This window comes from Gemmatimonadota bacterium, assembly GCA_016712265.1.
Classification (GTDB): Bacteria; Gemmatimonadota; Gemmatimonadetes; order Gemmatimonadales; family Gemmatimonadaceae; genus RBC101.
Window position 1 is genome coordinate 75,256 of record JADJRJ010000029.1, and the last position, 13,060, is coordinate 88,315.

11 protein-coding genes are annotated in these 13,060 nt (G+C 67.4%); 5 read left to right on the plus strand and 6 right to left on the minus strand.

Features of this window, described 5'->3' with window-relative positions; genetic code table 11:
- The first annotated feature begins 20 nt into the window (after positions 1-20).
- Positions 21-311: a hypothetical protein gene (locus tag IPK85_14155; protein ID MBK8248532.1), complete on the plus strand. Its 291-nt coding sequence runs from the start codon at positions 21-23 to the stop codon at positions 309-311.
- Here the strand turns inward: IPK85_14155 and IPK85_14160 are convergent.
- Positions 288-2,324, minus strand: coding sequence for a M1 family metallopeptidase (locus IPK85_14160; protein MBK8248533.1), 2,037 nt, complete (start codon positions 2,322-2,324; stop codon positions 288-290). The genes IPK85_14155 and IPK85_14160 overlap by 24 nt on opposite strands.
- Before the next feature lie 193 nt (positions 2,325-2,517).
- Between IPK85_14160 and IPK85_14165 the strand changes: the two genes are divergently transcribed.
- The 4 genes from IPK85_14165 to IPK85_14180 all read left to right on the plus strand — a co-directional run bounded on the left by IPK85_14165 (position 2,518) and on the right by IPK85_14180 (position 8,457).
- Complete coding sequence (locus IPK85_14165; GenBank protein ID MBK8248534.1) at positions 2,518-4,413, plus strand: ABC transporter ATP-binding protein; 1,896 nt, start codon at positions 2,518-2,520, stop codon at positions 4,411-4,413.
- A 3-nt stretch (positions 4,414-4,416) separates the two neighbouring features.
- Positions 4,417-5,826 carry an aspartate aminotransferase family protein gene (locus IPK85_14170; GenBank protein ID MBK8248535.1) on the plus strand — a complete coding sequence of 470 codons (1,410 nt, stop codon included), beginning with the start codon at positions 4,417-4,419 and terminating at the stop codon, positions 5,824-5,826.
- A 130-nt stretch (positions 5,827-5,956) separates the two neighbouring features.
- Positions 5,957-8,008: a 4Fe-4S dicluster domain-containing protein gene (locus IPK85_14175; protein MBK8248536.1), complete on the plus strand. Its 2,052-nt coding sequence runs from the start codon at positions 5,957-5,959 to the stop codon at positions 8,006-8,008.
- Positions 8,005-8,457: a hypothetical protein gene (locus IPK85_14180; GenBank protein MBK8248537.1), complete on the plus strand. Its 453-nt coding sequence runs from the start codon at positions 8,005-8,007 to the stop codon at positions 8,455-8,457. The genes IPK85_14175 and IPK85_14180 overlap by 4 nt, the downstream gene beginning before the upstream one ends.
- Here the strand turns inward: IPK85_14180 and IPK85_14185 are convergent.
- From IPK85_14185 to IPK85_14205, 5 genes are read right to left on the minus strand one after another with little or no spacing between them, the layout of a single operon-like run.
- A complete protein-coding gene (locus IPK85_14185; protein ID MBK8248538.1) occupies positions 8,451-9,125 on the minus strand; it encodes a methyltransferase domain-containing protein in 675 nt (224 codons plus the stop codon). The two genes, IPK85_14180 and IPK85_14185, sit on opposite strands and share 7 nt — an antisense overlap.
- A gap of 10 nt (positions 9,126-9,135) precedes the next feature.
- Entirely contained in the window at positions 9,136-10,386 is a 1,251-nt protein-coding gene (locus tag IPK85_14190; protein MBK8248539.1) for a molybdopterin molybdotransferase MoeA, read from the minus strand.
- Positions 10,386-11,897, minus strand: a complete 1,512-nt coding sequence (dacB, locus tag IPK85_14195) for a D-alanyl-D-alanine carboxypeptidase/D-alanyl-D-alanine-endopeptidase (GenBank protein ID MBK8248540.1) — start codon at positions 11,895-11,897, stop codon at positions 10,386-10,388. Before dacB ends, IPK85_14190 begins: the two co-directional genes overlap by 1 nt.
- 52 nt (positions 11,898-11,949) lie before the next feature.
- Positions 11,950-12,471, minus strand: a complete 522-nt coding sequence (gene mobB / locus IPK85_14200; protein ID MBK8248541.1) for a molybdopterin-guanine dinucleotide biosynthesis protein B — start codon at positions 12,469-12,471, stop codon at positions 11,950-11,952.
- Positions 12,434-13,057 carry a molybdenum cofactor guanylyltransferase gene (locus IPK85_14205; GenBank protein MBK8248542.1) on the minus strand — a complete coding sequence of 208 codons (624 nt, stop codon included), beginning with the start codon at positions 13,055-13,057 and terminating at the stop codon, positions 12,434-12,436. The genes mobB and IPK85_14205 overlap by 38 nt, the downstream gene beginning before the upstream one ends.
- Positions 13,058-13,060 lie beyond the last annotated feature (3 nt).

The following is a 13,060-nucleotide window of genomic DNA, read 5'->3' on the forward strand; positions in this document are numbered from 1 at the left end:
AGATCCTGGGGCAGGAGGGCATGGAGGGCACGAGCCAGGACGCGATGCTGGCGGCCCTCGGGGATACCAACACGCCGGTGTGGCCGGTCCAACGCGCCGAAGAAGTGGCGTTGCGATACGCCGACCTTCTCACCCGCGCGCCGTGGCTCGTTGCCGCCGCGCATGTCGCGGAGCTGCGTGCGGCGGGGTTCGACGATCGCGCGATCCATGACCTCTGCGCGATCGTCGGGTACTTCGCCTTCGTCAACCGGATTGCCGATGGACTCGGCGTGGAGCTCGAGGGGGAACTACCGCCCGCAACTGACGGCTGACGGACGATTCGGGACCGTGGCGGCCGGCGCGGTAGCGCCTGACGAGCGCGGCCAGGTGTTGTCCGACGGGTCGCGATCCGGGAACCGACAGTCGGGGTCGAGCGTCACGCGTTCCACTTTGCGCCCCCCGAACATCAGGTTCGCGACAAACGTCTTGCTGCCGCCAAACCAGACATCCACCGGGTACGTGACCCGGGCGGTCCGCGCATCCAGCATTACCGCGTTCTTCATCGGGCGGATCGGGGGCCCGCTGGACGCAAACTCCACCTTCAACACCACGGGCGATGGCATTTGCCCATCCTGCCGCACGGTCACGCCCGTGCGAATCCCGGCCTGCCGCACGTCCGCGATCGAGCCGTCCACGCTCTCAGTGGTGAAGAGCCAATAGTACCAGAACCATCCCAGGTCCTGCTTGAGTGCGTCCTGCATGAAGAACATCCAGTCCCACGGCGAGGGATGCTTCCACATCCACGCCTCGCCCCAGGCCTTCTGCGCGCGGATGACGGCGCTGTCCCCGACGATCCCACCAAGCATCGAGAGCATCAGTGGGGTCTTCGTGTAGGTGGTAAAGCCGTAGAAGCCCGGGCCGGCATAGTTGGCATTCCACATCATCGGGGGTTCGGCCTCGTTCCCCGAAGTGCGTCCGTAGGATTGGCCCAGGCCGTTCAGGTTCGGCGCAACCTTCTGGTTGTCCGCCGCCGACAGGACGTTCATGTACTGGTTGAACCCCTCGTCCATCCACCCGTACCAGGTCTCGTTGTTGGAGACCACCATCGGCCACCATTGGTGCGCCGTCTCGTGATCCGCCGCCCCGATGTTGGAGTTGATCACCATCGGGTACTCCATCCCGGCACTCGGTCCGTCCTGCAGGGTGAGTTGCGGGAACTGGTACGGGAACCAGAGCCGCGAATAGAACTCGAGGGCATGGCGGCTCACCGGGCCGGCATTGGCATAGAGATTTGCGCGCCCCGGGAGGTAGACCATGTGAATCGGCACCGCCCCCTTGCCGGGGATCGTCGCCCGTGTGGCGGTCCAGACAAACTTGCGCGCCGTGGCCCACGCAAAGTCGTTGACGTTGTCGGCGACCAGATGCCAGGTCAGGCGGTCTCCTGGCGCGGTGGCCACTCCGGGACCGACCTCGTCCGGTCCGACGATGGTCGTGATCGCGTCCGTCGATGTCACGCGGGCGAGACGCTCGCGAATCGAAGCGGTCAGGACCTGTTCGGGATTCGCCAACGTGCCGGTGCCACTCACAATCCAGCCCGCTGGCACGTCGATCTGCACGTCGTAGCGGCCAAAGTCGTTGTAAAACTCGCTGGGGCCGAGGTACAGCTCGTTGTCCCATCCACGCAAGTCGTCGTAGACGGCCACGCGCGGGAACCATTGGGTCGGTTGGTAGAGCGAGTCCGCCCAGCGCATGGTCATCCGATGGCCGAGGCCCGGCCCGCCCGGAAGCTTGAACGTCCAGTCCAGGTCGATGGTTGCTTTCCCCCGGGGGGCGATCGGCGACGACAGCGCGATGCGGGCGTTGGTGACCGTCGCGCCAATCAGCGTCGGTTCGGCCGCCGCGGCGTTAGGTCCTCCCGTTGGCGCCAGACGACCCGCGGTTCCGTTCACCGCCAATCGCGTGACCACCATCCCCTCATGGTTCTCGGCGGGTACCCAGGTCGCCGCGCGGGGATTCTCCCCGCGAAAGTGGTTGCCCGGGAGGCGCAGGCCAATGGTGCGCAACGTGTCCGGGCTGTCGTTATGCACGGTGATCGTCTCGGAGCCCGTCAGGCGTGACGTCGCGACGTCGAGCCGGACCCGGATGGCGTAGTCGGTCTTGAGCTGCCAGTAGTTGCGCCCCGGGCGCCCCGTCGAATCGCGTGTGCCGGCGGCGAAGGCGCGGCGGATCGCGTTGGTCATCGGCACGTCGCGGCGGATCGCACGCTCGGGGCGTGGAGCCGCCACCTGGGCCGGCAGGGGAGTGGCGAGCGGAAGCAGCAGGAGGGGCAGGACGTGACGCAGCATAGGCTTCAGAGCCGGTGTTCGCGGGATGGGACGTGATTCCCGTAGTATACCTCCGGGCACTCACAACGACTCTTTCGGCCTTCATGACCAGCAGCTTCACCGTGTCCTCGGCACGATGCGCGCGACGCCGGAACCCTCGAGCGCTCCCGGTGCGGGAGCGCTGCGAACCGGATCAGCGAAAACCTGACAGATGATGCGTCCGCCCGGCCCACGTCGTGCGTCAAAGGACCCGAATGCCCCCGCGCCTTCGCTGAGGGAGCGGTGGCAGGCATTGCAGTACGTGCCGCGGCTCCTCCGGCTCATCTGGGAGACGCACAGAGGGTACACCGCCACCCTCGCGGTGGTGCAGGTGACCAGTGGGTTGCTTCCCGTCGCGCAGCTCTGGGTGGCGAAACTGATCATCGACGGCGTGCTCGAGGCCCAACAGGCCGGCGCGGGGTGGCGGGCGGTGCTCCCGCTGGTGTTGCTGGAGGTCGGTCTCGTTATCCTCGCCGAGCTGATGCATCGCGGGGCGTCGCTCGTGGAAGGACAGTTGTCCGACCTGTTCGCGATCCGGTCCACGGTGCGACTTATGGAGCACGCCGCCACCCTCGACCTGGCGAAGTTCGAGGATCCCGCCTTCTACGACCAGTTGGAGCGCGCGCGTCGCCAGACGGCTGGGCGGCTGGGGCTCCTGGGTTCGGTACTGCGCTTCGGGGAATCCGTCGTGACGATGGCGACGATGGCGGCCGTGCTGCTCACGTTCAACCCGTGGCTGGTGCTACTGCTCGCGATCACGATCCTCCCGCGGCTCGCCAGCGAGTCGCATTTCGCCGGGCGGCAGTACGCCCTCATGCATGCCTGGACACCGCGCCGGCGGCAGCTCGACTACCTGCGGTATGCGGGCGCGAGCAAGGAGACGGCGAAGGAGGTCCAGCTGTTCGGACTCGCGCCGTGGCTCATCGCGCGCTTCCGTCGACTGTCCGAGTGGTACTACCGCGAAAATCGCGCGCTTGCAGTGCGGAGGTCCCTCGTAGGAGCAGGACTGAGCGTTCTCTCGACGATCGGGTACTACACGGCGTACCTCCTGATCGTCGTGCAGGCGGTGCAGGGCACCATCACCATCGGCTCACTCACCTTCCTGGCCGCCTCGTTCCGGCGTGGCCGCGACCTGCTCCAGGGGCTCCTCGGCCTGGTCACCGGCGTGCACGAGGAAGCGCTGTACCTCCGGGACCTCTTCCTGTTCTTCGAGATGCAGCCAGCGATCAGCAGCCCGCCCGATGGGCCGCCGCTGCCTGCGGCATGGCGGGAAGGGTTCCGCTTTGAGGGGGTCGGCTTTCGCTATCCCGGGAGCGATCGCTGGGCTGTGCGGAACCTCTCATTCACCATGGCGCCGGGGGAGCGCGTCGCGCTGGTCGGGGAGAACGGCGCAGGCAAGACGACGCTCACCAAGCTGCTGGCGCGCCTCTATGATCCGACCGAGGGGCGCATCCTGCTCGACGGGCGTGACCTGCGCGACTACGACCTGGCGAGCGTACGGCGCGCCATTGGCGTGATCTTCCAGGACTTCGTTCGGTACGACATGCGGGTGGCAGAAAACGTGGGTGTGGGGGAGATCGACGTGGCGCGCGACTGGTTGGACCAGGACGATGGACGCTCCGTCGATCCCGGGAACGAGCCGCCACCAGCTGAGATGGTGGCGTCTGCCGAGAAGGCCCAGGCGACGGGCCTGCTGGAGAAGTTCCCCCATCGGTGGCGCCAGATGCTCGGGCGTCGCTTTCAGGAGGGGCTCGACCTGTCGGGCGGCGAGTGGCAGCGCATCGCCCTGGCGAGGGCGTACATGCGCGACGCTCAAGTCATGATCCTGGATGAACCGACGGCCGCGCTCGATGCGCGCGCGGAAGCCGAGGTCTTCCAGCGTTTTGCCGGCCTCATGGCCGGCCGCGGGGCCGTGATCATCTCGCATCGGTTCTCCACGGTGCGCATGGCGGACCGCATCCTCGTACTCCGGGACGGCCAGCTGTTGGAGGAAGGGACGCACGACGCCCTCCTGGCGGGCGATGGTCTGTACCGGGAGTTGTTCGACCTGCAGGCATCGGGCTATCGTTAGGCCATGACACCAGCCGAGTACCGCGAGTGGCTCGCCCGCGCCGCTGACTGGGGCGCCACGTACCGCGAGGGGCTGCGCGAGCGGCGGGTGCGACCGGCGGTGGAGCCTGGGGACATTCGTCGCCAACTCCCCGCGTCACCGCCGGAATCCCCGGAACCCATGGCCGAGCTGTTCGCCGACTTCGAGCGAATCGTGGTGCCGGGGATGACGCATTGGCAGCACCCGCGGTTCTTTGCGTATTTCCCAGCCAACGCGGCCCCTGTCTCGGTGGTCGCCGAATACCTGGTGTCGGCAATGGCGGCCCAGGGGATGCTCTGGCAGACCTCCCCCGCAGCCACCGAAGTAGAGACCGTGGTATTGGACTGGTTCCGTCAGGCCCTCGGGCTCCCGGGGACCTTTACCGGGGTGATCCAGGACACGGCGTCGTCGGCCACGCTTGCGGCCGTCCTGGTCATGCGAGAGCGGGCGTTGCAGTGGACAGGAAATCGCGACGGACTGGCCGGTGGGACGAGCGTCCGGATCTACGCTTCGGACGAGGTGCACTCCTCGATCGACCGGGCCATCTGGGTTTCGGGGATCGGCGAGCGAAACCTCGTGCGGATCCCGACCCACGGCCCGCGCCGTGGAGTGGACGTTGCCGCGCTCGACGCCGCGATCCGCCACGACCTGGCGGCCGGGCTGCGCCCAGCCGGGGTGATCGCCTCAGTAGGGGGAACGAGCGCCGGCGCGACGGATGACGTCGCCGGCGTCGCCGAGGTCGCGCACCGACACGGACTCTACACCCATGTGGATGCCGCATGGGCCGGATCGGCCATGATCTGCCCCGAGTTTCGCTCCCTGTGGGACGGCATCGACTTCGTCGACTCCGTTGTCTTGAATCCCCACAAGTGGCTCGGCGCCCAGTTCGACTGCAGCACGCACTATGTCAAGGACCCGGCGAGTCTGGTCCGCACCCTGGCGATTCACCCGGAGTATCTGAAGACGCACGGCAAGGGCGACCTCATCAACTACTCCGAGTGGCACGTGCCGCTGGGTCGTCGATTTCGCGCGCTCAAGCTCTGGTTCCTCCTGCGTGCCCACGGGCTCGCGGGCCTCCGGTCGATGATCCGCCAGCACGTCGCCTGGTCCACGACGGCCTGCGAGCGCCTGCGAACGGCTCCGGGGTTCGAGATCACGTCGGAGCCGGTGCTGTCCCTGTGGACCTTCCGACATGTACCGGCCGGCGTCGCGGACCTCGATGCGCACAACCTTGCACTCGTGACCGCCATCAATGACGATGGCCGCACCTATCTTACCCAGACTCGGGTCGATGGTCATCTCGTCATCCGATTTCAGGTGGGTCCGTTCGATACAACCGAGGCCGACGTGATGAAAGCGATGGACGTGATCGTGGAGGTCGCCGCGCGCCTGTAGTCCCGGGCAACGGCGGCGCCCGCGCCGGACCATTGGCTGAGCGGTGTCTGGTCCTCAGTTGTGGTGTTTGGTAGCTTCGCGCTTCGCGCTGCCGTCTGCCGTCTGCCGTCTGTGCCCTGACCCACCCAACATGCCGACGTCGTCCCTGATCTTCCTCCTCGTCCTGCTGTTCGCCATCAGCATGTTCGCGTACAGCGCGCAACGGCTGGTGCGCTACCTGCGCGTCGGCACCGGGGGCGACTGGCGACTGAACGACATTCCGACGCGGCTCAAGAACTTCCTCACGATCGGGATCGCCCAGACCAAGATCCTGCGGGACCCGGTGGCCGGACCGGTCCACGCCTTTGTGTTCTGGGGCTTTCTCGTCCTGCAGCTCGGCGCGCTGGAGATCATCCTCCAGGGACTCACCCCCGGTTTCACCTTTGGGGACGTGTTGCCGGCCCCCCTCTATGGCCTGTTCGTCCTGTCGCAGGAAGGGACCGCCGGCGCCGTGCTCCTCGCCGTCGGATTCCTGCTGTACCGCCGCATCGTGATCAAGCCGCGGAGACTACAAGGGGACAACGTGCACAGCGGTGATGCCATCTTCATCTTGAGCCTCATCGCCGGGTTGATGGTTACCCTGATCCTGGTCGCCGCCGGCGACCGGATCCTCGCCCCGCACCACCCCATGGCGCTCCAGCCCGTGTCCACCCCGGTCGCGCTGGCCCTCGGCTGGATGGGCCCCGGGGCGGCCCAGGTCATGCGTGACGTGTCGTGGTGGGCGCACGCACTGCTCATCTTCGCGTTCCTCAATTACCTGCCGTACTCGAAGCATCTCCACGTCATCGTCTCGTTGCCGAACACCTTCCTGTCCAACACGAGCGGGCCCGGCACCGTAGGCGTCATGAAGGCGATGGACCTCGAGCAGGAGACCGAGGTCTTCGGCGCGTCCGACGTGACACACCTGTCCTGGAAGAGTTTGCTCGATGGCTACGCCTGCACCGAGTGTGGACGCTGCACGTCGGTCTGTCCGGCGAACCTCACCGGCAAGGCGCTCTCGCCGCGGAAGATCGTCATCGACACGCGCCAGCGCCTGTGGGAAGTTGCACCCGCCATCGTGGGAGGTGCCGATGTCTTTGGCCAGCCCATGATCGGGACCGCGTCCGGCGACACCGCCGTGCTGGATCGCAAGCTCCTGGACAACTACATCACCGAGGAAGAACTGTGGGCGTGTACGTCGTGTCGCGCCTGCGTGCATGAGTGCCCCGTGTCCATTGACCAGCTTTCGATCATCAACGAGCTGCGCCGCAACCTCGTGCTGACCGAGTCCCGCTTTCCCGAGGAAGTATTGCCCGCCTTCGAGGGGATGGAACGGAACGGTTCGCCGTGGGCCTTCCAGCCTGCGGAGCGCGTCAAGTGGGCGGAGGGGATGGACATCCCGACGATGGCCGAGCTCTTCGAGCGGGGGGAGCGCCCCGACATCCTCTTCTGGGTGGGCTGCATGGGGTCGTTTGACGACCGGGCCAAGAAGACCACCGTCGCCTTCGCCCGCATCCTCCAGGCCGCCGGCATCCGGTTCGGCATCCTCGGGCAGGAAGAGACGTGCAACGGCGATCCTGCCCGACGCATGGGGAATGAATATCTGTATCAAATGCTGGCCAAGCAGGCCATCGAGACCCTGGACAAGTACGAGACGACCACCGTCGTGACGTCGTGCCCGCACTGCTTTCACCAGGTAGGCAATGAGTTTCCGCAGCTCGGCGGCAACTACGAGGTGATCCACCACTCCACCTACATCGAGCGACTGCTCGCCGATGGCCGCGTCCCACTCAAGACAGACGACGGAGAACGGCTGGTGGTGGCATACCACGACTCCTGCTACCTCGGACGGTACAACGAGGTCTACGAGGCCCCGCGTGAGACGCTGCGGCGCGCCCTTCCGGTCGTTCAGCTGGTCGAGGCCCCGCGCTCCCGCGACCGGGGACTCTGCTGCGGCGCCGGCGGCGGCCGCATGTGGATGGAGGAACGCGTCGGAGAACGCATCAACGTGGAGCGCAAGAAGGAGCTGCTGGCCACTGGGGCTGACGCGATCGCCGTCGCCTGTCCCTTCTGCATGACGATGCTTGGCGATGCGGGAAAGAAGCTCGAGTCCACGGTGCCGGTGTACGACATCGCCGAGGTCGTCGCCGACCGGCTGGCATGACCGCGCGGCACGGCGTTGGCCTGCTGTTGCTCCTCGTCGGGTGTGCGCGCGCGGAGCAACCGGCGAACGATACGGCCACCGTTGCCGCGACCGAGCCGGAGATCCTCACGGACGCGGACACGCTCGGCCGACAACCGGAGCCGCCCGTCTTCCAGCTCATCGGAACGGAGCCGTTCTGGGGACTACGCATTGACAGCAACGGGATGATCTTCACCACGCCAGTGGACACGGCCGGCGAGCAATTTCCCCCGTCGACACCGGTCCTCGTCGGCGACACCCTGCGGTGGAACTCCCTCGACAGCGCCGGGCACATGGTGGAGGCGATCGTGATCACCGCGCCCTGCTCCGACGGGATGTCCGACAAGCGCTGGTCGCATCGAGCGCGCCTCACCATCGGCGGCGACCTGTACGAGGGGTGCGCCGAGCGTCGAGCGCCGCGCCGTCAGTGAGGCGCTGACCACCCGCCGCTGTTGGGGCGATATGCGGGCGCCCAACGCAGGACGCGCACACGAATGGTGTGTCGCTGCTGGTCCAGGACATGCGGAACGTCCCACCCCTCGTCCACGATGATCCCTCGTGGGGCCAGGTCATCGACAAACGATTCGAAGGCGACACGACCGGGATCGGCGATGATCGCCGTCCCCGGGGGCGCGATGGTCGCGGAGAGGGCGTGGGCCACGAGCGGCGCGTACGGGCGTTCGTACAGCACATCAGCGGCGACGACCAGGTCGAAGCGGCCCAGGTCGCTCGGGAGCGCGCGCCAGTCCACCAGTCGCGTCGTGATGGTGACGCCCGTGTTGACCTGCACATTGTTCGCGGTGGTCGCGAGCGCGGCGTCGTAGTAATCCGTGGCAGTCACCCGATACCCGGCGACCGCGAGGGCGCACGCCACCAGCCCGGAGCCACACCCCAGCTCGAGCGCCGTGCGCCCGTCGCCGTGATGGCGCACCAACACGTCCGCGAGTACGCGCGACGACGGCCAGATGTCTGCCCAATACGGAAGGCGCTCATCCTCGGCAAACGCCGCCTCGTCGATGAGTGACTCCGCACTCCGCGGATGCACCAGGCGAAACGAATGGTCGCCGGCCGCAATCACGCTCTCCGTCAGGTCGAACACGCGCTTCGGACTAGAGGGCAAAGTGTGACGCCAGCTGCGCCTCTTCCCCGAGGAGGAGGGCCGTCAGGCGTTCACCAGGCGACGATGAGGGTCGATCTTCCGGTACCACCAACAGGGCGTTGGCGCGTGACATGGAGGTGAGGATCCCAGATCCCTGCGGACCGGTGAGTCGCGCGCCGAGGGCGCCGTCATCGCGGACGTGCACGACGGCGCGGAGAAAGTGGGTCAGTCGAGCCCCGATCTGCACCGGCTCCTCGAGGATCACCGGGGTCGGGCGGCGGAAGAGGCGGGTGTGACCGAGCATCCGCCGGATCACGGGGCGGACAAACAGTTCGAAGGTGACCATCGCCGAGACCGGGTTCCCCGGGAGGGCGATCCATGGCGTGCCGTGCAGCGTGCCAAATCCGATCGGTGCCCCGGGGCGCATGCGCACCTTCCAGAAGTCCAGGGTCGCTCCGAGCGAGGCGAGCACGGCCTTCGTGTAGTCGAACTCGCCGACCGACGCCCCAGCGGAAGTGACGATGAGGTCGGCGCCCGTGGTCCGGAGCAATAGCGCGCGCAGGTCGTCCGGGGTGTCGGCCGCGTTGCCGAGAACGCGGGGCACGCCACCGTTGGCGGCGACGAGCGCGGACAGTGTGTAGGAATTCGACGACACGATGCGCCGCCCGGCCAGTACCTCGTGGAACCGGTCGAGATCGACGAGTTCATCCCCGGAGCCGAGGATCGCCACCACCGGGCGGCGATGGACCTCCACGGCCGACATGCCTAACGATGCCAGGACGCCAACCTGTGCCGGGTGGATCGCCGTCCCGGTGGCGAGTACCTCGCTGCCGCCAACAAAGTCCTCGCCGCGCGGCCGGATGTTCTTTCTCGAGTCGCGCGCGTCACGAATGGTGACCTCCACCGTCCCAGCGTCGGTGTCTTCCACGCGGACCACGGTGTCCGCACCGTCGGGGAGCGGGGCGCCCGTCATGATGCGCGTGGCTTGCCCGGCCTGAACCTTCACGGTGGGGAACCCCCCGGCCGCCACGCTCTCCAGCACCTTGAGGCGAACGGGCGACGCCGCACTCGCACCGAGAATGTCCGCGGCGCGCACGGCGTACCCGTCCATCGCCGAGTTGTCCCAGTGGGGGAGGGTATACCCAGCCGCGACGGGTACCGCGAGCACCCGTCCGCAGCTGTCCAATAGCGGAACCCGCTCGACGGGCATCGGGGTGACGCCCGCCGTAACCCGCGCCACTGCTTCGGCAACAGTCAACATCAGCGCAACGCCGTGAGGCGGACAACGATCGCCTCATGGAGGGCGTCGATGTCGCGGGTTGGCACGGTGAAGTGATTGGCGAGGAGGGAGAAGAGCAGGGGCCGCCCTCCCGCCGTGGTCACGTAGCCCGAGAGGGACCGCACCATGTTCAACGTGCCGGTCTTGGCATGCACGTTGTTCGCCGCCGCCGTCCCACGCATGCGATTCCGCACCGTGCCGTCCACGCCCGCGATCGGCAGCGAACGATGGAACAGGGCAGAGTGCGGGCCGGTGCGCATCGCGTCGAGCACGCGGATGATCGTCTCCGGGCTCACCACGTTGTAGCGCGACAGGCCACTTCCGTCACGGACCACAAACCCGTCCGCGCGTGCCCCCCACGCCAGCAGTTGGTCGCGCACCACCCGGGCCCCGCTGTCCGCCGATCCCACGCCGGCCTTCGACCTGCCTAACGTCTTGAGGAGGATCTCTCCGATCTGGTTCTGCGACGGCTTCTCGAACGCCGGCAGGACCTCAGCCAGTTGTGGTGACACCCAGGAGAAGAGCGCCGTGCCCATCGGTTCCCGGCCAACCTGCGGTGTGGGGCGTTGTGTGGTGATCGGTCCCTCGACCGCAATCCCACGTTCACGAAGCGCGGTCGCGAAGGCTTCCAGGAAGGTGCGCGGGTTATCGCGGTGGCTCAGCTCGAGCGTGCTCGAGTCGCCTGCGGCGATCTCCCCACTGACGACGATCAGCGTCGCGTCTGCGGAATCGTGCTCCACGCGAAGCCGGCGCGCGCGCGGAATCGAATCCCCGCGCGCGACCGAACGGGCATCGAGTCGCACCCGTGGGAAGGTGGCGTTGGGGGCCACGCGCACGCGAGGGGCCGTCCCCGGCGCACTGCCCCAGACGCGCACCGCGAGGTACCCCTCGTTTAGGTACAGCTCGTCCACCCCGGCCGAGTAGGGAAAATCGGTGTCGTCCCACGACCAGCCAAATCCCCACGCGGCATCGGGGAAGGCGTCGCCGCCTGGCCGAAGGCCCTGGGTGATCCGCCGGATGCCACGCGCGGCCAGCGAGTCCGCCATCGCGCGGAGTGGGGCCATCGCATCCCGTGCCATCGCGTCGCTGATGCTGGGATCCCCCGTGCCAACCACCCGCAGTTGGCCACGAAGCTCGCCGTCAACGATCGGTCCGTCGGCGTACACCGTGGTGGAGAACCGAAAGTCGGGCCCGAGTTGTGTGAGTGCGACGGCTCCCGTCAGCAGTTTCTGGTTGGAGGCCGGCATGAACAACTTCCCGGCGTTGTGCGACAGGAGGGTATCGCCCTGGGTCGGGTCGACGACGAGGACGCCGAGCGACGCATTGGCGTATTTCGGCTCGCGCAACATCGAGTCGAGCGAAGCGCGGAGCACCCGCACGTCGCCGGCGGGGGCTGGGGCACCACCCGCCGGCGCGCGGCACCCGCCCAGCAGGAGTATGGCGGCAGCAGGAGCGCATCGCGCCACCCGGTGCCAGTTCAGTTCAAGTCGCATTCCCAAAGTTCCGTGCGGCGACCGCGCGAGACAAGGCCGCGCCACCGTTGCCTCATCCACCACCCATCAACGCCTCGGCGACATCGCCGAGTTGGTGCAACCACGCCGCGTCGGCGAAGCGAATCACCCGGCAGGGTGCGTCGTACGTGGCGTCATCGGTCACGATGGCCCGAAACAGCGGAGCGGAGGGATGCGTCACGTCAAAGAGTGGAGTTGGGTGCGCCGCGACACGAAAGACTTCGATGCGCGGGAGGTCCGACCCCTTGAATCCCTCGCACAGCACAAGATCGGCGTCCGCCATGTAGCGGGCCGCGATCTCGCGTGGACCGACTTCTTCGCTCCAGCGCGTCACCAGCGCGAACTTGTCCGGTGACACCATGGCGACCCGCTCGGCGTGGCCCTCGTGGTAATGCCGATAGGTGTCCGTGGTGGACGGATCGATGTTGAAGGTGTGCGACCCGTGCTTGATCGTCATCACGCGGTGTCCGCGCCGGTGCAGCTCGGCCGCGAGGCGCACCACCGTCGTGGTCTTGCCGCTATGCTTGCGTCCGACGATGGTCAGCAGTGGTGGCATGGTGCTCCGCCAGTCGAAGTTCCTCGGGGGTGTTCACGTTCGAGAAGATGCGCTCGGGGTCCCCATGCCGCGCCACCTCATCCGGTGCCAGGCGCGCAACGCGGACCAGGTCGAGGAACCCGATCACGCGTCGGTCACCCTCCGCAAGCCGCTGCTCGATCGCCGGGATGCAGGCGGGTCCATACCAGGCACACAGCGGCTCCACACCTCGCCGTGAGCCGCTCTCGGGCAGGACCGCGTCGTGGCCAGCACTTGCCGCGCGCAGTTGCTTCACCAGTGACGCTGGCACAAACGGCATGTCCCACGCGATGACAATCACCGGTTGCCTGGCGTGGACGAGTCCGGCGTGGATGCCGCCGAGGCTCCCCTGGTCGATGAGCAGGTCTCCAGCGACGCGCACATCGGGAAGCCACGCCGCTGCGTCGGGGGTATTGGCCACCAGTAGCAGGTCATCACAGGTCGTTCGGAGCACCTCCGCGACCCGATCGATGATGCGCCGTGCCCCCACATGCTCGAGTCCCTTGGGCTGGCCCGCGTACCGCGTGGCGTGTCCGCCGGCCAGGATGACTCCCGTGCACGCGGACATTGC